We start from the raw sequence: 18,897 nt of genomic DNA, 5'->3' as shown, positions 1-18,897 counted from the left end.
ACGCGCGCCACGCGCGAGCGCCTCGCTATATTTCCTTGCCCTGCTGGGCATTCAGCGAACGAGCAGTCGGTTCGTTATCAACTTGCCACCGGATCTGCACAACTGCCGCACACAACACCACCGTGGTCCCGAGCAACACCCCGCCGACCACATCGGTGAACCAGTGCACGCCCAGATACAACCGCGTCGCGCACATGGCCACCACCAGCACCGCGGCCGATACCGCCGCACCCCAGGCCCGCACGCGCCCCGGCCGCGACCCGAGATACACCAGCAGCGTCACCCCCGCCAATGCCGTCGTGGCAGTCGCATGCCCCGACGGATACGACGGATGCAGCGCCCCCACCACCCGCATGGCCACCGGCGGCCGCTCCCGCCCGACCACATATTTGGTGAGCGTGCTCAATCCGGTGGCAACCAGCACGGTCCCCACCACCAGCACCGCCGCCCCGACCCTCCGCCGCCACCAGACCACCCCCGCGACAAGGACCGCAATCATGCTCGCCCGCCCCGGATTCCCGAAAAACGTCAACTCCCGCGCCGCCGTCGTCCACCCCGCCGCCCGATGCCCTACAAACCACTCCCACACCCCCGCATCCCCATCAACCGCCCACCCCACCACCCACACCTGCCAGGTAAGCAGCACATACAGCCCACCCACCCCACCCGCAGCCAACCCCAACCACCCCGCACGCCCCCACGGCACCCGGACCATGCCGCCCATCATCGATCACCACCCCACCCCGCCCGCCCTCCTCCCCGGGTGTGTCACCCACCCGATTTGCAGTTCCCCCACCCCGCTCGGTAACTTCATCCAGTCGCTCGTCCAACGAGCACGGGGCTATGGCGCAGCTGGTAGCGCACCTCACTGGCAGTGAGGGGGTCAGGGGTTCGAATCCCCTTAGCTCCACTCTCCAAGTGGGCCATGACATCTAGTCATGGCCCATTTCCTGTCTCTCAGCGGAATGCGGCGAGGTTGCGGGTGACCCAGTCGGCGAATGGGTGCGGGGGGCGGCCGAGGACGCGTTGTACGTCGGGGCTGATCCGCAGTTCGGACGGATTCGGGGAGCCGAGGATGTCCAAGGTGTCGTCGGCGAGTTCGGCCGGCACGAACCGGACCATGTCGGCCTTGGCCTCCGCGCGGGTGAGCTCGTGGAAACGCACCGGCGAGCCGAGTGCGGCGGCAATGGTCTCGGCCTGTTCGCGCGGCGTGATCACCTCCGGTCCGGTCAGCTCGTACACGCCGCCGGTGTGCCGCTCGTCGAGCAGGCAGGCCGCCGCGACGTCGGCGATATCGGCCGGGTCCACGATGGGCACACCGGTATCGCCGAAAGGGGCGGCGACCATCTGTTGTGCGCGAACGGATTCCGTCCAGGCGAGGGCGTTGGAGGCGAAGCCACCCGGGCGCAGGATGGACCAGTCCAGACCGGACTGTCGCGTCGCGTCCTCCAGCGCGCGCATGGCGATCCGCGTCGGCCCGTCAGGTCTGGTCGCCACGCCCTGCGAGGACAGCAGGACGATGCGGCGGACGCCGGCGGTCGCGGCCAGGTCGATGAGGCCGGCCGGCCGGGCCCCGGGGGCGTGCAGGTCCCCGGACAGCAGCAGGAACAGCGCTTTCGCCTGTGCCAGAACGGGTTCGAGGCTCATCGGCTCGGCGAGGTCGGCCCGCACATGCTGGACGCCTGCCGGCACGGCCGCAGCATTCCGCGACACCGCCGCCACCTGTTCACCGGCCTCGGCCAGCGCCCGCGTCAACGAGCGGCCGATATTGCCGGTAGCCCCGGTCACCACGATCATGATCAGCTCCTTCTTCGATGTCCACTTGTCCACGACGCTAGGACCGGAGCTCACCATTGGTAAGTACATACCTGTGGGTAAGCTCATGACATGGTGGGAAGCACGCAGGACACCCCGGCCGAGGCGCAGGTGCGGTATGAGGTGTTTCACACCGACTGCCCCGCCCGTGACGTGCTCGACCACATCACCAGCAGATGGGGCGTCTGGGTGCTGATCTCCTTGCGCGGCAGTGATCTTCGGTTCTACGAATTGCGCGAGAGCATCCGGGGCATCAGCGAGAAAATGCTCGCCCAGACCCTGCGCGCACTAGTGCAGGACGGCCTGGTCTGGCGCGAGGTCGAGCCCACCACCCCGCCCCAGGTCACCTACGGCCTCACCCCGTTCGGCCGCGATATCGGCGAACCGCTCGAGGAGCTGTTCGACCGCATCGGCCGCGGCCGTCCATAACTCCGGTGAGCAGACCTGCATCGGGTGATCGCCACGGTCGTCCGCAGGGGTTGTCCACGGCTTTTCCGGCACGGCAGTTTGTCGGTGGGTCGCCGTAAGGTTGCGTTTATGAGCATTTCGATCCACCGGCGGGCGGGCCCGGCCGAATTCAGTTGCGCGGCCGGTGGTTCGGATAGCACTGTGTGTGTCGTACGTGATTCACCAGAAGGGTCATGGGGAGTGACCCTCGGGGGGAAGGAATGAATGCTATGAACTGCAATATTATTCGCGGAGAGCGTCGCGGGCCGAGGTTCGCCAAGAGCACCTTCAGCTATGGTGGCGGCGATTGTGTCGAGGTCGCCTACCACGAAGGTCAGATCGCACTGCGTGATTCCAAGGATCGGCACAGCCCGACGCTGTGGTTCACGAGATCCGAGTGGAAAGCGTTTGTCTCAGGTGTGCGGGCCGGCGAATTCGATTTCGATTTCGTCGAGTGATGTGTTGGTGGTGTCGCAGCGAATTCGCTGCGACACCACCACCCCCACATGCGGCCGACCCCTCGACGGCCGCTGGAATCTGGTCAATGGGTTGTAATGCGGTGGATTTCGTCCCGGAGTTCCGCGAGAAATTCTCGGGAATCGGTGTCGAACAAAGCCATTCGAGTCAGAGCCACCCAGCGTCGGCGATGAGCATCGACGAGTTCGGGGCCGCGCGTGACCATACTTCCCGGAATCGGCTCCGCGGAGGCCAGCGCGTGATCCTCGTTCTCGTAGATGACAAATCCGTGCGGAATGGTGGTACTCGCCTCGACGTCCTGCGGAATCACCCCGATGACGACCGTATCGAGGGTCTCGATAGAGATGATCCGGTCCAGCTGGGCGAGCAGTATGCGATGCGGTCCGGGCCGAAAGCGCAGGGCCGCTTCGGTAATCAGGAATTCGAAGCGTTTCGCAGGGTCGTACAGCACACGCTGGCGATCCAGGCGCGCGGCGAGCGCGGCCGTCAGAGCGTCGGGCGTATAGGGCGGATCGAAAGTCGCGAACACCCGGCGGGCGTAGTCGGCGGTCTGGAGCAGTCCGGGCACCAGCGTGGGCTGGAAGTTCCGCACCACCTGCGCGTCCTCTTCGAATGCCCGCACATCGTCCTGCAGATGCGGGCGCTCCGCGAGCGAAGCCGCCCAGTCGTGCACCTCGGGCGAATGCGCCGCTTCGGTGAGAGCACGTAAAGACTGCTGAGAATCCTCCTCCGCCCCAACCGCTTTGGCCCAGTCCAGCACCTGCGGTAGCGGCGGGACCACGGTACCCGCTTCGATCCGGGACAACGTCGACTGACTGATTCCGACCCTTTTGGCGAGCTCCCTTCCTGAGATTCCGGCAAGGTCCCGCAACCGACGCAGCTCCGCGGCCAACTGCTGGCGCGGACGCGACTGGTGCGCAACCGAATTCGCGGCAGTGACTGCCGCTGCGGTTGCGCCCTCTGTCGGCTGATTTACTGGAACCATGATGATTCAGATCGAACCATCTTGATTCAGCCAAGTCAAGACTCGCCCGCTCACAACGTGAATCACCGCTTGTGTAGAAGCGTTGCGGCAGTGCACAATCCCTCCGTCAAGATCGTTTTTCGCCGCCCCTCCGGGCGGCACGGGGAGGAACCCATGAACGCCAAGAGCGCACTCGTCCGTACGGCCCTGGGCGCAGCCGCCATCGCCGCCGTTGTGACCACCGCCGGCACCGCCGCCGCCGATGTGCAACTGCAGCCGGTCGACAACACCCAGCAGAACTCCGAAATCAGCGACTTCGGCTCGGGCAGCGCCGCCGGCTCCGGCCACGCCATCGGCTCCATGCTCGGAAAGTTGCTGTTCCAGAACAACAACTGACCTCGCGTCCCGCGCCTCATCCGACAGAAAGCGTCGGGACGGGGCGCGGGTACGAGACCGAAGCTCTCGCGGCCCGGTCGGCTCGATAGGTGCCATCGTTGTCACCCGCCGGTCTTCCGCCGGGCATTTCGACTGTGCGAGAAGCGCTTCGGTCGCACATCCGGCCTGAGCGGTCGAAAACCCCTTCCCGGCGTCAATATTTGCCGTCCAGGTGCGATCTTTGACCGCTCAGGCCGGATTCTCGCGGTCCGCGGCCAGACTGCGTTCCCGCGATGGCCGTAGACGCACTCGAGTGGGTGACTTCCTGGACTCCGTATCGGGAGAGAGGTCCGCTCTGTACGGATCCCCTCCGCCTTCGACCCGGCAGAAAGACGATGCTGGCTTACACACGAGCCGAGTGGCGTGTGTTCGTCGTACGCGCAGATGAGTTCGATTCGCCGGATGCGGCTGCGTAAATCCGGCTTGCAGTCGTGGGGTTCGACGGATCGAAGTCTTGGCCGACCCGACCTGACTCGGCAGCGGGGATTGTGCGGCTGTCCTCCGACGCGGGCATGACGTTGAGGTCGTCGAGCAGCGCGAGCGTGCCCGGTCGTCGGTGGCTGCGGGCTCACCCTCTCGCCTATCCATCGCGGAATCCTCGCGCCTGCGACCAGGCCGCGATCCCTCGTGGGAGGCCCCGGTCGGTGCGGGTGCGACACCGGTCGGGGACGCCGATAAAGTAGTCGCGGATGACGAGTTCTACCGCTGTTGATGTGCCGAAGTCGCTGGACCGCCGTTTAGGGCGAGTGATGTGGCTGGTTCCGGCGTTGTGTGTGGCCTTGACCGCGCTGTGCCTGATGCTGCCGGTGTGGCCGTTCAAGAAGATCACGGGTGGGTTCATAGACCTGCAGGTGTATCGGCTGGGCGTGCAGGCGCTGTGGCACGGCGGGGATATGTATGGGCAGTTGCCGCAGACCACCATCGGGATCGGGCTGCCGTTCATCTATCCGCCGTTCGCCGCGCTGGTGCTGGCGCCGTTCGCGCTGGTGCCCTGGGATGCGGCCCGGATCGCATTCTTCGTGACCTCGGTGGCCGCGCTCGCGATTTCGTTCTATCTGGTGGCCCGGCGGGTATGGCCGGGGGAGAACCGGCAGCGGCTCGGCCTGTGGGTGGCCGCCTGTGCCACGCCGCTGGGCCTACTGCTGGAGCCGACCCATTCGACGCTGGATTTCGGCCAGGTCAATCTGCTGCTGATGGTGCTGGTGGTGGCCGACTGTCTGGCGGAGAAGCCGACGTGGCGGCGCGGAATGCTGATCGGCATCGCCGCGGCCGTGAAGCTGACACCGGCCGCGTTCATCCTTTTCTTCCTGATCCGTCGCGACTACAAGGCCGCTGTCACCGCCGCGATCACCGGCGCCGTGGCGACCGCCCTCACCTTTGCCGTGCTGCCGCACGCATCGATGAAGTACTGGTTCGGCGGGTTGGGCAATGTATCGGGCCTCAGCGGTTCGGCATTCCACACCAACCAGTCGATTCAAGCTGTGCTGGCTCGGCTCGAGATCCACAAGCCACTGCTCACGATCCTGTGGCTGGTCCTGAGCGCCGCACTGCTGGCCCTGGTGCTGCCCGCCATGCGCCGCGCCGTGGACTTCCCGCCCCTGGCCCTCGCGATCAATGCCGTCTTCACGCTCCTGGTGTCCCCGATCTCCTGGTCGCACCACTGGATCTGGATCGCCCCCGCCCTGCTGGCCATGGTCGGCTACGCCACCCGACTGCCCTGGCGTTCAGCCACCGGCTGGTATCTGGTCACCGCGATCACCGCCGCGATCTTCGTGATCGGCCCGCAGAACTGGCTCCCCGACGGTGAACACCGCGAATCACACTGGACGCCAATGCAGCACATCATCGGCAACACCTACGTCTGGTTCAGCGTCCTACTGGTAGCACTGTTCCTGTTCAGCACCCGGCGCCCCCGGCTCGACGCCCCATCGCAAGACTCGAGCCATACGAGCTTGCAGGAGGGCTAACCCGGGATCTGTGCGCCGAGAGCTGCTCCGGCGCCGGCCCCGAGGGTGGCGCCGAGAGCACCGCCCGTCACGCCGCCGATACCGATGCCGATGATCGTGGTGGCGGGGCAGACGGGTACTACGACGACGCACCCGATGGCGCCGCCGACGACCGCGCCGACGCCGACTCCGATAACCGTTCCGACAACCGTGCCGACCTGCTCGCCGGCGAGTGATTGATTCAGTCCCGCGGCGACCGGCTGCACAGCAACGGGTTCGACCGCGGGGGTTTCGGCCTGCGCGATGCCCGCGCCGACTCCGAGGAGTGAGGTGGTGATGGCCGCTGCCGCTGCGATCTTGCGAATCATGGTGTCCTCCTGGGAAATTCCTGGAACATCACGATTGTGGTCCGAAAATGGGCTGCGGATAGGGAGATTCGGATTAGTGCTGGGAGTTGGCCGCCGTCAGCAGTCCGGCGCGATCGGTGACGATGATCCGCCCGCGCCGCAGTGCGACGATGCCGCGCTGTTCCAGATCGCGCAGCACTCGGTTGGCGGTGACCCGGGTGGTTCCGGCCATCGATGCCAGATCGTCCTGGGTGAGCCGGATTTCGGCGATCGGTGCGGGTCCGCCGTAGATGCGGGCGAGGTTGGCCAGTCGGCGCACCACTCGCGCCTCGACCGGAAGGTAAAGCGCTTCCAGTACATTCGCGGACAGTCGCCGCACCTGTTCGACCAGGGTGGCGGTGAGCATGCGGTCGATGCCGGGATTGGCGGCGCGCAGCACGTCGAGTTGAGCCCGGCTCAGGGTGAGTGTCTCGGCATTCTCCGCCGCCTCCACGGTCGCCGTGCGGACGGCATCAGGGCTGAGCACCGCCAGTTCACCGAACGAATCGCCGGGGCCGATCATGGTCAGGGTGGCGGTGTATCCGAGCGGGGTCGCGACCCGGATCAGCAGCAGTCCGGACTGGATCAGATGCAAACAGTCGCCGGGATCGCCCTCGTGGCACAGGATTTCACGGCGTTTGAAGCGGCGCGGGATGCAGGAGGCGAGGACCTCGCGGCGTTCGGCCGGATCGAGACTGCGCAGCAGCGTGAAATCGGTGGTCACTGCAGACCCCGCAGGACGAAGCAGGTGACCGGCTCCCGCCGGCCTTTCACCGTGATCGCGTGCAACGGCTGTACGAGTGCCCGCGATCCGAGCTGGACCTGGGTGAGCGGCCCGATCACCACGTCACCGGGCTGCGCCACGCCCTGCAGCCGCGCCGCGGTATTGGTGGTGTCGCCGATCGCGGTGTAGTTGCGCATCTGCGCCGCACCGATATTGCCGACCAGAGCCGGTCCGGTATTGACCCCGACCCGGAATCGCGGCCAGTCCGGCCGGCCCGCCGCGATCTGCGCGACCGCCTGCTGGAGCACCAGCCCCGCCCGGGCGGCGCGCACTGCGTGATCGGGTTGTGCGGTAGGCACATTGAACACCGCCATCACCGCATCGCCGACGAACTGCACCACCACACCACCCTCGCCCAGGATGACCGGCACGATGGCGCCGTAGTAGGTGTTGAGCATCTGCACCACGAGCGCGGGGTCGGTGTGCTCGGCAAAGGGTGTGAACCCGCTCAGGTCCGCCATCAGCACGCTGACCTCGGCGATCCGTCCGCCCAGATCGGCCTCGGACGGATTGGCGAGCAATGCCGTGGCGACCTGTGGAGACATGTACGAGCGGAACAGCTCATCCAATTGCCGGTACAGCCGGGCATTCTGCTCCAGCACGGCGAACTGGCGCTCGGTGAGCCCGAACCGTTTCGACAGCTCGACACCGACCGACCCGAGCGGCTGATTCGCCGGCACGCCGACGGCCGCGCGCTGGCGCAATACCTCCGCCATCTCGGTGAGCGCCCGGCTGTAATCGCGCTCCAGCGCGGCCATGGTCTGGTTGAGCGTGACACTGTCGAACAGGCCCAGTGCCGAACCCTCCCGCCGGAATTGCGCGTGACTGCTCAGTGCGATCAGCGCGAAGGCCGCCACCATCAGCACATGCCATTCCCACCAGGACGCCTGCCAGCTACGCCCGTAGCCGACCGCCAGCAGCGCCTCGATCAGCAGCACGAATGCGGTCAGCACACTCAATAGCAGCAGTCCGCGGCGGCGAGAGAACTGCCGGGCGTAGGCGATCGCCGCGCCCAGATACGACAGCGAACCCAGATAGGCGAGGATGACCAGCGGCCGCGATGTCTCTGTGGGGCTGGGCATCCCATTGAACGGCGGCAATCCGGTGAGCGAGAACGCCGCCCACACCACCAGCGCCAGGATCGGCAAGGCCGACAGCAACCACACCAGCCGGTTCAGTCGCGCCGCGGCGACCGGACCGTATTCGATCGCCGAGGCCAGCGCGGCGAATCCGCCCAGGGTCAGCCCGACCGGAACCGCGTAGACGAATCCGGCATTGGGCATCTGGATAATGACACCCGGCGTGGCGATCGCGTGCAGGCCCAGAAAGCCCGCCGCGAACTGGAACATCAACGACACCAGGATGAGTCGCACATCGCGGCGGGCGCGCGCGGCGCGGAACAGGATGACGCCCAGCGTCATCGCCAGCGTCGCCGCGGCCAGCACCAGCCAGAAGTGCTGCGGATGGTGTTCGTAGTGAGCGTCGAGCTTCGGATGCGACAGCAGCAACCAGAGCCCGGCCGCGGGAAGGGTTATCGCCGCGGCCCAGGTGAGCACGCTCACTTTCGACACTACTGAACCCTACCCACCGGGCTCCATCTGTCGAATTGCCAGTGACGCCACCGCAGTACAGGGTGGGTTCAGCGGCGCCAGCCGTAGTCGTAGTCGCGGTTGTCGTGGTCGAACCGCTGCCAGTCGTTGAAGTGGCCGCCGTGCCAGTAGTTGGTGTCGCAGTAGCGGTAGTAATGCCAGTCGAAGCCTTCGCCCCACTGGCAGGACGGTTCGAACCAGGTGCGCGCACCGGTTGTCACCGAGGTCTGCACCGGACCACCTGCATCCGGTGTTGCCGCACTGGCGATTCCGGCTCCGGCGCCGCCGATCACGGCGAGAGCGGAGAGCGTGGCGGCGGTCCGGCGGAATGCATTGATCATGTTGTCCTCCAAGGAATTTCACCTGCCCTGTCGGCCGGCGTTCGGTCTGACACCAATACTGGCCCCACTCGGAGCAGAGTTCTGCCACCGCGACAACACCCACTGTGTATCCGCGCTTACACAACAGGGCGACCGGCCGCGGGCATCCGGAGCCGTCGATAATGACCGGTATGGAGACTGCGGGCTTGGTGGCGGAACTGGTTGCTGCGTATCGGGGTGGGCCCGCGCCGCTGGTGCAGATGGGCGATCCGGTGCTGCGGCGAGTCGCGGAGACGGTGGACGGGCAGGTGGGGGCCGAACTGCTGGAGGAGTTGGTGGAGATTCTGTTTGCCACGATGCGGTCGGCTCCGGGGGTGGGTGTCGCCGCACCGCAGATCGGAATTCCGTTGCGGGTGGCGGTGCTCGGGGATCCGGCGAGCGTGGCGGAGGAGGTGGCGGTGGCGCGCGGGCGGCGGCCGCTGCCGGAGTTCACCATCATCAATCCCGCGTATACGGCCGAGGGCGACGAGGTCGGGTTCTACGAAGGCTGCCTGAGCATGCCCGGATACCAGGCGGTGGTGGCCCGCCCCGAATCCATCCGCGCGACCTACGAGGATCTGGACGGCACCCGCCACACCCAGCAGCTGACCGGTTGGCCCGCCCGCATCTTCCAGCACGAGACCGACCACCTCGCCGGCATCGTCTACATCGACAAGGCGCAGACCCGATCGGTGACCACCAACGAGCATCTGCAGCAGCGGTGGGCACAGCCCACACCCGCGGAAGCCGCACGGGCACTGGGGTTTCCGCTGCCCTGACCTCGTCGAGCTACCGCCGGGCGACGCACCGCCCGGAGCCGCAGTCCGGTTCCGGGCTGTCGGTATTCATCGGCGTCCTACGCCGGCGTGCTCCGGCGCAGGGCGCCGATCATGTCGAGGGCGATCTGTCCGGCATCGCGGCGCGCCTGGGCGGCATCGTCGGCTTCGGCTATGCCCCAGGCCATTTCGGTGAGTAGCCCGTATATGGCGCGCACGACGAGGTCGGTCGAGCGGGGCTGGAAGATGCCGGCCTCGGTGAGATCGTCGACCAGATTGCGGACCAGGCCCAGCATGTGACGCTCGTCGAGTTCGCGCCAGCGGTCCCAGCCCAGGGCGACCGGGCCCTCCTGTAGGACGATGCGCTGATACGGCACGCTCGTGCACTCGTCCAGAAACGCGTCCAAGGCCTGAAGTCCGCTGTGCCAGGCGTCGGTTTCGGTGAGCGAGGCGGCGAGGCGGCCGGTCAATTCCTCTTCGATCTGCTCGAAGACGGCTTCGAACAATCCCTGTTTGCCGCCGAAGTGGTGGTACAGCGCGCCCCGCGTGAGGCGGGCGGCGCGGGCGATCTCCTCGGCGGACAGGTCGGCGTAGCGCCGTTCGATGAACAACCGGCGACCTGCTTCGAGCAGGGCAGACCGTGTCGCTTCCGCGTATTCCGCACGTAGTCCCTTGACAGCCACACCGGCAATAGTACTCTCACATACAACGTGTATTTGAGATGCAAGGTGTATATGAATGACTGATCTCAGGGATGTCATCGTGGTCGGAGCCGGCGCGGCCGGTTTGGCGGCCGCCCGTGCGCTCACCGCGGCCGGTCGTGATGTGGTGGTGCTCGAGGCTCGCGACCGCGTCGGCGGGCGCACGCTCAATGTCGAGATACCGGGCAGCGATTCGTACGTGGAAGCCGGAGGCATGTGGGTCGGGCCGGGGCAGGATCGCGTGCTGGCATTGATCGCGGAGCTCGGTGCTACCACCTACCGGACCCACGACACCGGCGTCCACATCGGAGAATTCGGTGGCCGGGTCACCCGCTACCGGGGGCGCATACCCAAGCTGAATCCCTTGGCGCTCGCCGATATCGGGCTCGCGCAGTTGCGGCTCGATCGCGCCGCGCGCCGAGTACCGCTGCAATCGCCGTGGACCGCGCCCGGCGCGGACGAGCTCGACGGTCAGACCTTCGGCACCTGGCTGCGGAACCATACCCATACCGCCACCGGCCGTGCGTTCTTCCGCCTCGTCACCAATGCGGTGTGGTGTGCGGAGCCGGAGGACATGTCCGCCCTGTGGGCGCAGTTCTACATCCATTCCGGCGGCGGCATCGACTCGCTGATCAATACCACCGGCGGTGCGCAGCAGGACCGGGTGATCGGCGGTACGCAGGGACTGTCGATCGCCGTCGCGGCGGAATTGGGAGACCGCGTCATCCTCGGCGCCCCGGTATCGGAGATCGAGTGGGGTGATACCGAAGTCCTTGTGCGAGCGGGCAATCGACAGTTCCGCGCGCGGCATGCGATCATCGCTGTCCCGCCGCCGCTGGTATCGCGCATCCGTTTCGCTCCGGACCTGCCGTCCGAACGCGCCCAGCTGCTGCAGCGGTTGCCGATGGGCTGGACGATCAAGATCAATGTGGTCTACGACGAGGCCTTCTGGCGTGCGGACGGGCTGTCGGGGCAGGCCAATAGCGACCGCCGCGCGCTCGGCACGGTCTTCGACGCGAGTCCGCCGGATGCCGAACCCGCGGCCCTGGTGGGCTTTCTCGAAGCCGGTCACGCGCAAGCCGCCGCGCGCCTGACGCCGAAAGAGCGGCGCGACTTGGTGATCGACGATCTGGCGGCCTACTTCGGCCCCAAAGCGCGCAATCCGGTGCACTACCTCGAGCAGGACTGGGCCGCCGAAACCTACAGCCGAGGCTGCTACGGCGCGTTCGCGACCCCGATGACATTGACCCGCTTCGGATCTCAACTGCGCCGCCCCGTCGGCCCGATGCACTGGGCAGGCACCGAAACCGCGACCCGCTGGGCCGGATACATCGACGGCGCGATCGAATCCGGACACCGCGCCGCCCAGGAAATCATCGAGAACAACAGCATCCTCTGAAGGGTTGAGCTATGGGTACATTCACTACCCGCCCCACATTGCAGGGCACATTCGGCATGGTGTCGTCCACCCACTGGCTGGTCTCGGCGACTTCGATGGCGGTGCTCGAGGACGGCGGCAATGCCTTCGATGCGGCGGTGGCCGGGGCGTTCGTGCTGCATGTGGTCGAGCCGCATTTGAACGGTCCGGCCGGTGAGGTGCCGATTATTCTCGCGCCGGTCGGACAGGCGCCGAAAGTGCTGTGCGGGCAGGGACCCGCGCCGGCGGGCGCGACCATCGAGCACTACACCGGCCTGGGGCTGGATATGGTGCCGGGAACCGGGCCGCTGGCCGCGGCGGTGCCGGGCGCCTTCGACGCCTGGATGCTGCTGCTGCGTGACCACGGCACCAAGCGTTTGGCCGAGGTGCTGGCCTACGCCATCGGGTATGCCGAGCAGGGGCATCCCGTGCTCGAGGACGTCGGGGCCACCATCTCGGCGATGCAGCACCTGTTCGAGACCGAGTGGACGACGTCGGTACCGGTATATCTGCGCGCCGGAAAGCCGCCTGCGCCAGGGGAATTGCTGAAGAATCCGGTATTGGCGCAGACCTGGCGCCGGGTGATCGCCGAAGCCGAGGCCGCGAGCACGGACCGTGATGCCCAGATCGAGGCCGCGCGGCGCGTGTGGCGAGAGGGATTCATTGCCGAGGCGCTGATCGCCTGCGCCGCACGGCCTGCCATGGATACCTCCGGCGAGCGGCACGCGGGCACGCTCACCGGTGAGGATCTCGCGAATTACCGTGCGACGTACGAAGATCCGGCCACGTACACCTGGAACGGCTGGACGATTGCTAAGCCCGGGCTGTGGAGTCAGGGTCCGGTATTCCTGCAACAGCTCGCACTGCTGCCCGACAAGCTCGACTACGGCACGGCCGATTATTTCCACACCCTGATCGAGGGCTCGAAGCTCGCCATGGCGGACCGTGAGGCCTGGTACGGCGATAGTGCGGATATCGCGCTGGACGCACTGCTTTCCCCGGACTACAACACCGCTCGTCGTGCGTTGATCGGCGAGGACGCGTCCTACCGGCTGCGCCCCGGCGCTCCGGACGGCCGGTTGCCCATGCTGGGCGAACACGTGGATTCCGCTGCACTGCACGAGATTCCACTGGGCGCCGGAGAGCCGACCGTTTCCAGGACCGGCGCCACCCGCGGCGACACGTGTCATCTCGACGTCGTCGATCGCTGGGGCAATATGGTCGCCGCCACCCCCAGCGGCGGCTGGTTGCAGTCGAATCCTGTTGTCCCCGAACTAGGATTCCCCCTGGGCACCCGGTTGCAGATGGCCTGGCTGGAGCCGGGCCTGCCGAATTCGCTGGTTCCCGGCCTACGCCCGCGCACCACGCTCAGCCCGACCTTGGCGCTACGGGAGGGCGAGCCGGTGCTGGCGTTCGGCACTCCGGGCGGCGATCAGCAGGACCAGTGGAGTCTGCACTTCTTCCTGGCCGTGGCCCTGGGTGGAGAGGTCCGCGGCGGCTGGGATCTGCAGGGCGCCATCGATGCGCCGAACTGGCATCAGGACAGTTTTCCGGGCTCGTTCTATCCGCATGCCATGAATCCCGGTGGGGTGACCATGGAATCGCGGGTCGATGCCGAGGTCGTCACCGAACTGCGCCGGCGCGGCCATCGGATCACCGTCGGCGAACCGTGGTCGGAAGGCCGCATCTGCGCTGTCGCCCGCGACCCTGCGACGGGCGTGCTGTCGGCCGCCGCCAATCCGCGTGGGATGCAGGGTTATGCGGCCGGCCGCTGAACATCGTCACTGACCACAATCGTCACCGAACACAATCGAAGCGAGATTCTGCTATGCGCAGCATGGTTCTGGCGGCGCTTGTCGCCGTATCAGCGGCAACCGTCACCGCGGTGTCATCGGCACAGCCGCCGGACTCCGGCGGTCCCGGGACGATTGTTCAGTCCCGGCCCCTGCCCGAATCCGAGCTGATTCCCCAGGCGGCCAGGGGATTTCGGATCGTCTACCGGACCACCGGGCAGAGCGGTGAGCCGGAAATCAGTGGCGGCGATGTCTTTCTGCCCGCGGGAACACCCCCGCCGGGCGGCTGGCGGGTGATCTCCTGGGCGCACGGCACAAGCGGCATGACACAGGGCTGCGCCCCCAATCTTCTCGGCGGCATGGCGGATACGTTCAACGAAAGACCGGAGCTGTCAACATATCTCGCTCAGGGATATGCGGTGGAGGCCACGGACTACATCGGTCTCGGCGCACCGGGTTTCTACGAATACCTGGCCGCACGAGCGGATGGCCACGCGGTGCTCGATATCGTCCGTGCGGCCAGTGCGCTCGATCCCGCACTATCGGAATCGTATGTGCTGGCCGGACATTCGATCGGCGGGCATTCCGTACTCGCCGGTGCGCAGCTGTCCGCGACCTATGCCCCCGAACTCGATCTGCGCGGCACCGTCGCCTACGCCCCCACCAGCAATGTCGAAGACCTGATCTCCGCCCTCGCCCGCCCCGGCGTGCCCGCCCTGCCCTTCCTGGACGGTTTCAAAACCAGACTCCTGATGATCGTGGCCGGCCTCGACCACGCCCGCCCCGACCTCCACCTCACCGACTACCTGACCCCCCTCGGCAACCACTTGCTCGCGATAGCCGAATCCGCCCAGGACTGCGGAACCTCCTTCGAAACCGCCGCAGCCACCCAGCCCACCGGCCTCCTCTTCACCGAACCCCTCTCGGACCCGGCAATAACCGAGGCCCTCCGCGACTACCTCACCGTCCCCCCAACCGGCTTCCACCACCCGGTCCTACTCCTCCAGGGCGCAGCCGACACCTTGCAACCCATCCCCACCACCCTGCTCCTACAGCAACAACTCCAACAGGCCGCCACCGACAGCCAACTCCTGATCTACCCCGCAGCCACCCACTTCACAGTCCTCCAGCAATCCGACCCCGACACGGCCTCCTTCCTCTCCCGAGTCCTCCCCACCCACTGAGGTCTATGCGGCCATTCGATCGAATTCGGACTGTTCGCATATCCGGCGTGGCCGGAGTGACTGGGTAAATCACCACTAGGTGCAGTGGGGCGCAGTACTTTCGTAGGTGTGAAGGTCAAAAACATGATGTGTCACAGTGCGGTTGTTGCTCTGTTCACTCTGGTTTTGTCCACGCCGGCGGTCAGTTCGGCGGGTGGGGAGGGTGTGGCGGAGGCGGGTTTGCCTGCGGCGCTGGGTGTGGCGGTCGGGCGTGATTTGGGAATGTCGCCGGGGGAGTATGTGCGGCGGGCTGAGGTGGCTCAGCGGCTGGGATTGTTCGCGGCGGAGCAGAACAGGCGGTCTGGCGGGGTGTTGGGGGGAGTCTGGCTCGATTCTGGTGGTGGGGGAGTGGTCTCGGTGGAGCCCGGCCACGATGACGTTCGAATTGCGGCTCGGCAGAACGGGTTTCAATTGGCGGATGCCGCTGCGGCGCAGTGGGATCCGCGTGCGGATCGGATCGATCAGCGGGTTTCCGGGCTTTCGGACGCTGCTGAGCTCGGCGAGAGTGCGGGCGGTGATGGATATATCGCTGTCGCGCGACCGGACGGGGCGCCGCCGAGTTCGAATGTGAAGGGGAGTCTGTGCTCCTGGGCGTTCAATGCGGCGGCTGGTGATGGCGCATCGGTGGCGCTCACGGCGGGGCACTGTAATTTGCCGGCGCTCGCGGATGAGCCGAATATCAGCGATCAGAAGGCGTATCAGCTCTTGCCTGACCGCAAGCTCGGCGAGCGTCTCGGTTCCTTCGACAAGTCGGTCGTCGACGGGACGCGTGACTATTCGATTGTTCGATTGGACGACGCGGCGCGGGACTCGTTCGACAACAATCTGGTGCGGGGGCCGGTCGGCGCTCCCGCTATCGCCGTGACCGGGGTCGGGATTCCGGTGGTCGGCGCTCCGGTGTGCAAGTCGGGCGTCACCACGGGATTCACCTGCGGTGTGATCACCGCGGTGGATCAGCCCGATCCGCAGCGGCCGCCGATCCGATTCCAGCACACCGCACTTGCCCTGCCCGGGGACAGCGGCGGCGCGCTCATCTCCGGAACTCTGGCCATGGGCCTGGTCAGTGAGGGCGGCGTGAGCAGCGAACCGGGATTCTCGGATGACAAGCCGGGAGTGCTCGGCACCCCGGGCTCGCCCGCACCGCCGATCGATCTCGGGCGCATCCTGCAGCAGATCGGCCCGCAGCGTCTCGAGCAGATCGCCCCTTTCATCACACAGCTGCTACCGCTGGTCCCGCAGGTGACCATGACCGCCCAATCGGTCGCCGATATCCTCGCGGAGAATCCGGGCCTGCGGCTCCGTACCAGCTGAGAGGCCGTTGTTCGCGACACCCCGAGTTTCGGGGTCATGACCCGGCGAGTTCTTTACGTAAGGTAAAGACCCGTGTGGAGAGTGAGGTTGCGGGAGTTCGGGTGTTCGGCGTCAACGGTTTTCGTGCTGGCGGTGAGTGCGGTGGTGGCGCTGGTGCTGGTGTTCGCCACGGTTGATCCGTGGTTGAACGAGTCTGGCGGGATCCTGGCGGGCGGGTTGGACGCGCACGTCTACCGGGATGGCGGGGACCGGGTGTTGCAGGGGCGGCCGCTGTATACCGAGTCGACCTTTTTCGGTCTGCTGTATACCTATACGCCGTTTTCGGCACTGGTCTTTCTGCCGATTGTCGTGGTGCCCTGGACCTGGCTGACCTATTCCTCGCTGCTGCTGAATGCGGCGGTGCTCTACGGCTGTGTGCTGCTGTGCTGGCGCATCCTCGGGTACCGCATGACCGGCCGACTAGCGGGTATCAGTGCGCTGCTTGCGATTACCTGCCTGTTCCTCGAGCCGGTGCGCACCACGCTGTTCTACGGCCAGATCAATCTGGTGCTCATGCTGCTGGTGCTCTGGGACTTCTCGCGCCCCGACAACAGCCGACTGCGCGGCATCGGCGTCGGTGTTGCGGCGGGTGTCAAACTCGTCCCGGCCTACTTCATCGTGCAGTATCTTGCTCTGCGCCAATGGCGTTCGGCCTGCCTCGCCACGGCGGTACTGCTCGGCTCCATCGCGGTGGCGTGGATCGTCCTGCCCGATGATTCCCACCAGTACTGGTTTTCGACGTTCTTCCAGTCCGATCGCATTGCGCCCGAGACCAATCCGGCCAATCAATCGATTCGCGGTCTGCTCGCACACCTGACCGACGGCGCCTCCCCGCTGTGGCTGTGGGTCGTACTGACCGGCGTGGTCGCGATCGCGAGCCTGGCCCTCACCGCCGCCCTGCACCGCCGCGGTGAGCGGCTGCTGGCCGTGACCATCGCGGGTATGACCGCCTGCGCGGTATCCCCGTTCTCCTGGGGCCACCACTGGGTGTGGTTCGTCCCCCTGCTGGTGCATCTCGTGCACCGGGCCCAGTCCAACCCGCGCTGGTGGCCGGCGGCCGCCCTGCTGTTCGTCTCGACCGGCGCCTGGGCCTACCACTGGGGCGAAAACTATGTGTCCGTAGGCATTTTCCTGCTCCCCAAGCCCTGGCACAGCGAGCCGATCCTGGAGAACTCCCACGTCCTGGTCTTCCTCGCCGTGCTGGCCTACGGCTTTCTGATCGTGCGGGGTCCGCTGGCCGGGACCGATACTTCACGCCCGCCCGCCGAATGCGTTAAGTCCTGTGGATGAATCCGATCGGACCGCTCGGCCCCGCCGATGAGGGCTTCAACCATCAGATCGCCGATACCGTCGCCACGGTGGCCACCAGTGATCTGGCCTGGACCGAGAAGGTCTGCGCCATGGCGTGCGCACCCGACGGTTCGCGGCAGCTCGGTTTCGGCCTGGGGCAGTACAAGAATCGCAATGTGCTCGACGCGTACGCGGGCATCTCGCAGGGCGTCGAGCAGATCACCGTTCGCGGCAGCCGGACGCTGGCGCCCGAACCGGAGCTGACCTCGATCGGCCCGATCCACTACGAGATCATCGAACCGCTGCGCAAGATTCGTTTCCGCCTCGACGAAAACGACTGTCAGCCCATTGCTTTCGACTGGCTGTTCGAGGCCGCCCTGCCCGCGCAGCTCGAGGACCGCACCCATATGCGGCGCGGCTACCGTGTGATGTCGGATCTGGTGCGCTACCACCAGATCGGCACCGCCTCCGGCTGGGTGAGCGTCGACGGCGTGCGCACCTCGTTCGACGACTGGATCTCGACCAGGGACCACTCCTGGGGCGTGCGCTACGACGTCGGCGCACCGCTCACCGATGTCGAATCGATGGATCTGCCGCCGGAGGTCTCGTTCCGGATGATCTGGGCGCCGATCCTGATGACCCGCCCCGACGGCTCCCGCTACGGCCTGCACCTGCACTACCAAATCATCCAGATGGACGGCTATTTCAGCAAAACCGTCATGGGTGGCGTGGAGCACGACACCTGGTTCGAGAAGTGGAAGGATCTGGTTCCCGACCTGACCTTCGACCCGGTGAACCGTCGCCTGCGCGGCGGCGAGATCCTCGCGACGACAGAGGACGGCAAGGAGCGGGTACTCACTCTGGAAGCGGTGTCGGACACCGGTTTCCACCTCGGCGCCGGCCTCTACTTCGGCTTCGACGGCCAGCACCACGGATCCTGGCGCGGCCCCCAGCAACATATAGACGGCGAACGCATCCCCGACTGCTCCACCTACGAGGCCGCCCGCCGACTCCACCAAATCCGCGACACCGTCATCCGAGTCACCGACTCCTCCGGCGCGATCGGCTACGGCAACTGCCAGCCGATCATCACCGGCGGCGACGAATCCCTCGGTCTCACAAAGGAATCGTCCTTCATGTGACCG

General features: G+C 66.4%; 19 protein-coding genes and 1 tRNA gene. 12 read left to right on the top strand and 8 right to left on the bottom strand.

Going from position 1 to position 18,897, the window contains the following annotated elements:
- Window positions 1-25: 25 nt before the first annotated feature.
- Window positions 26-499, bottom strand: coding sequence for a phosphatase PAP2 family protein (locus OG326_RS35990; protein WP_327141579.1), 474 nt, complete (start codon window positions 497-499; stop codon window positions 26-28).
- Window positions 500-837: 338 nt separating this feature from the next.
- Between OG326_RS35990 and OG326_RS35985 the strand changes: the two genes are divergently transcribed.
- Window positions 838-910, top strand: a tRNA-Ala gene (locus tag OG326_RS35985).
- Window positions 911-957: 47 nt separating this feature from the next.
- On the opposite strand, the gene OG326_RS35980 is transcribed toward OG326_RS35985, so the two are convergent.
- The gene (locus OG326_RS35980; protein ID WP_327141578.1) at window positions 958-1,851 is read right to left on the bottom strand and encodes an SDR family oxidoreductase; all 894 of its coding nucleotides are present in this window, start codon (window positions 1,849-1,851) and stop codon (window positions 958-960) included.
- Between the two features lie 36 nt (window positions 1,852-1,887).
- Here OG326_RS35980 and OG326_RS35975 point away from each other — a divergent pair, with 36 nt between their 5' ends.
- A complete protein-coding gene (locus OG326_RS35975; protein ID WP_327141577.1) occupies window positions 1,888-2,244 on the top strand; it encodes a winged helix-turn-helix transcriptional regulator in 357 nt (118 codons plus the stop codon).
- Between the two features lie 248 nt (window positions 2,245-2,492).
- Window positions 2,493-2,720: a DUF397 domain-containing protein gene (locus OG326_RS35970; RefSeq protein WP_327141576.1), complete on the top strand. Its 228-nt coding sequence runs from the start codon at window positions 2,493-2,495 to the stop codon at window positions 2,718-2,720.
- Between the two features lie 83 nt (window positions 2,721-2,803).
- Here OG326_RS35970 and OG326_RS35965 read toward each other — a convergent pair whose 3' ends face one another.
- On the bottom strand, window positions 2,804-3,724 hold the full coding sequence (locus OG326_RS35965) for a helix-turn-helix domain-containing protein (RefSeq protein ID WP_327141575.1): 921 nt from the start codon (window positions 3,722-3,724) through the stop codon (window positions 2,804-2,806).
- A gap of 153 nt (window positions 3,725-3,877) precedes the next feature.
- Here OG326_RS35965 and OG326_RS35960 point away from each other — a divergent pair, with 153 nt between their 5' ends.
- Together OG326_RS35960 and OG326_RS35955 are read left to right on the top strand one after the other, a co-directional pair.
- Complete coding sequence (locus OG326_RS35960) at window positions 3,878-4,099, top strand: hypothetical protein (protein WP_327141574.1); 222 nt, start codon at window positions 3,878-3,880, stop codon at window positions 4,097-4,099.
- Window positions 4,100-4,827: 728 nt separating this feature from the next.
- Window positions 4,828-6,105, top strand: coding sequence for a glycosyltransferase 87 family protein (locus OG326_RS35955; RefSeq protein WP_327141573.1), 1,278 nt, complete (start codon window positions 4,828-4,830; stop codon window positions 6,103-6,105).
- Here the strand turns inward: OG326_RS35955 and OG326_RS35950 are convergent.
- The 4 genes from OG326_RS35950 to OG326_RS35935 form a co-directional block, all read right to left on the bottom strand.
- Window positions 6,102-6,452, bottom strand: a complete 351-nt coding sequence (locus tag OG326_RS35950; protein WP_327141572.1) for a hypothetical protein — start codon at window positions 6,450-6,452, stop codon at window positions 6,102-6,104. The two genes, OG326_RS35955 and OG326_RS35950, sit on opposite strands and share 4 nt — an antisense overlap.
- 73 nt (window positions 6,453-6,525) lie before the next feature.
- Window positions 6,526-7,194 (bottom strand): Crp/Fnr family transcriptional regulator, encoded by a 669-nt coding sequence (locus OG326_RS35945; RefSeq protein ID WP_327141571.1) that lies wholly within the window; start codon window positions 7,192-7,194, stop codon window positions 6,526-6,528.
- On the bottom strand, window positions 7,191-8,825 hold the full coding sequence (locus tag OG326_RS35940) for an adenylate/guanylate cyclase domain-containing protein (protein WP_327141570.1): 1,635 nt from the start codon (window positions 8,823-8,825) through the stop codon (window positions 7,191-7,193). Before OG326_RS35940 ends, OG326_RS35945 begins: the two co-directional genes overlap by 4 nt.
- A 68-nt stretch (window positions 8,826-8,893) precedes the next feature.
- The gene (locus tag OG326_RS35935; protein ID WP_327141569.1) at window positions 8,894-9,184 is read right to left on the bottom strand and encodes a hypothetical protein; all 291 of its coding nucleotides are present in this window, start codon (window positions 9,182-9,184) and stop codon (window positions 8,894-8,896) included.
- Between the two features lie 170 nt (window positions 9,185-9,354).
- Here OG326_RS35935 and OG326_RS35930 point away from each other — a divergent pair, with 170 nt between their 5' ends.
- Window positions 9,355-9,981: a peptide deformylase gene (locus OG326_RS35930; protein WP_327141568.1), complete on the top strand. Its 627-nt coding sequence runs from the start codon at window positions 9,355-9,357 to the stop codon at window positions 9,979-9,981.
- A 77-nt stretch (window positions 9,982-10,058) separates the two neighbouring features.
- Here the strand turns inward: OG326_RS35930 and OG326_RS35925 are convergent, their stop codons facing one another.
- Window positions 10,059-10,661: a TetR/AcrR family transcriptional regulator gene (locus OG326_RS35925; RefSeq protein WP_327141567.1), complete on the bottom strand. Its 603-nt coding sequence runs from the start codon at window positions 10,659-10,661 to the stop codon at window positions 10,059-10,061.
- 55 nt (window positions 10,662-10,716) lie between these two features.
- On the opposite strand from OG326_RS35925, the gene OG326_RS35920 reads away from it, so the two are divergent.
- The 6 genes from OG326_RS35920 (at window position 10,717) to OG326_RS35895 (ending at window position 18,894) form a co-directional block, all read left to right on the top strand.
- Window positions 10,717-12,078: a flavin monoamine oxidase family protein gene (locus OG326_RS35920; protein WP_327141566.1), complete on the top strand. Its 1,362-nt coding sequence runs from the start codon at window positions 10,717-10,719 to the stop codon at window positions 12,076-12,078.
- Between the two features lie 11 nt (window positions 12,079-12,089).
- The gene (locus OG326_RS35915; protein ID WP_327141565.1) at window positions 12,090-13,871 is read left to right on the top strand and encodes a gamma-glutamyltransferase family protein; all 1,782 of its coding nucleotides are present in this window, start codon (window positions 12,090-12,092) and stop codon (window positions 13,869-13,871) included.
- 53 nt (window positions 13,872-13,924) lie between these two features.
- A complete protein-coding gene (locus OG326_RS35910; RefSeq protein WP_327141564.1) occupies window positions 13,925-15,073 on the top strand; it encodes an alpha/beta fold hydrolase in 1,149 nt (382 codons plus the stop codon).
- 387 nt (window positions 15,074-15,460) lie between these two features.
- Window positions 15,461-16,423 (top strand): S1 family peptidase, encoded by a 963-nt coding sequence (locus OG326_RS35905; protein ID WP_327141563.1) that lies wholly within the window; start codon window positions 15,461-15,463, stop codon window positions 16,421-16,423.
- Window positions 16,424-16,555: 132 nt separating this feature from the next.
- On the top strand, window positions 16,556-17,752 hold the full coding sequence (locus tag OG326_RS35900) for a glycosyltransferase 87 family protein (RefSeq protein ID WP_327141562.1): 1,197 nt from the start codon (window positions 16,556-16,558) through the stop codon (window positions 17,750-17,752).
- Complete coding sequence (locus OG326_RS35895) at window positions 17,749-18,894, top strand: hypothetical protein (protein ID WP_327141561.1); 1,146 nt, start codon at window positions 17,749-17,751, stop codon at window positions 18,892-18,894. The genes OG326_RS35900 and OG326_RS35895 overlap by 4 nt, the downstream gene beginning before the upstream one ends.
- The last annotated feature ends 3 nt before the right edge of the window (window positions 18,895-18,897 follow it).

Source organism: Nocardia sp. NBC_01327, from assembly GCF_035958815.1.
GTDB lineage: Bacteria > Actinomycetota > Actinomycetes > Mycobacteriales > Mycobacteriaceae > Nocardia.
The sequence above is the reverse complement of the archived record's forward strand: the minus strand, read 5'-3'. Positions and strand labels throughout refer to the sequence as shown.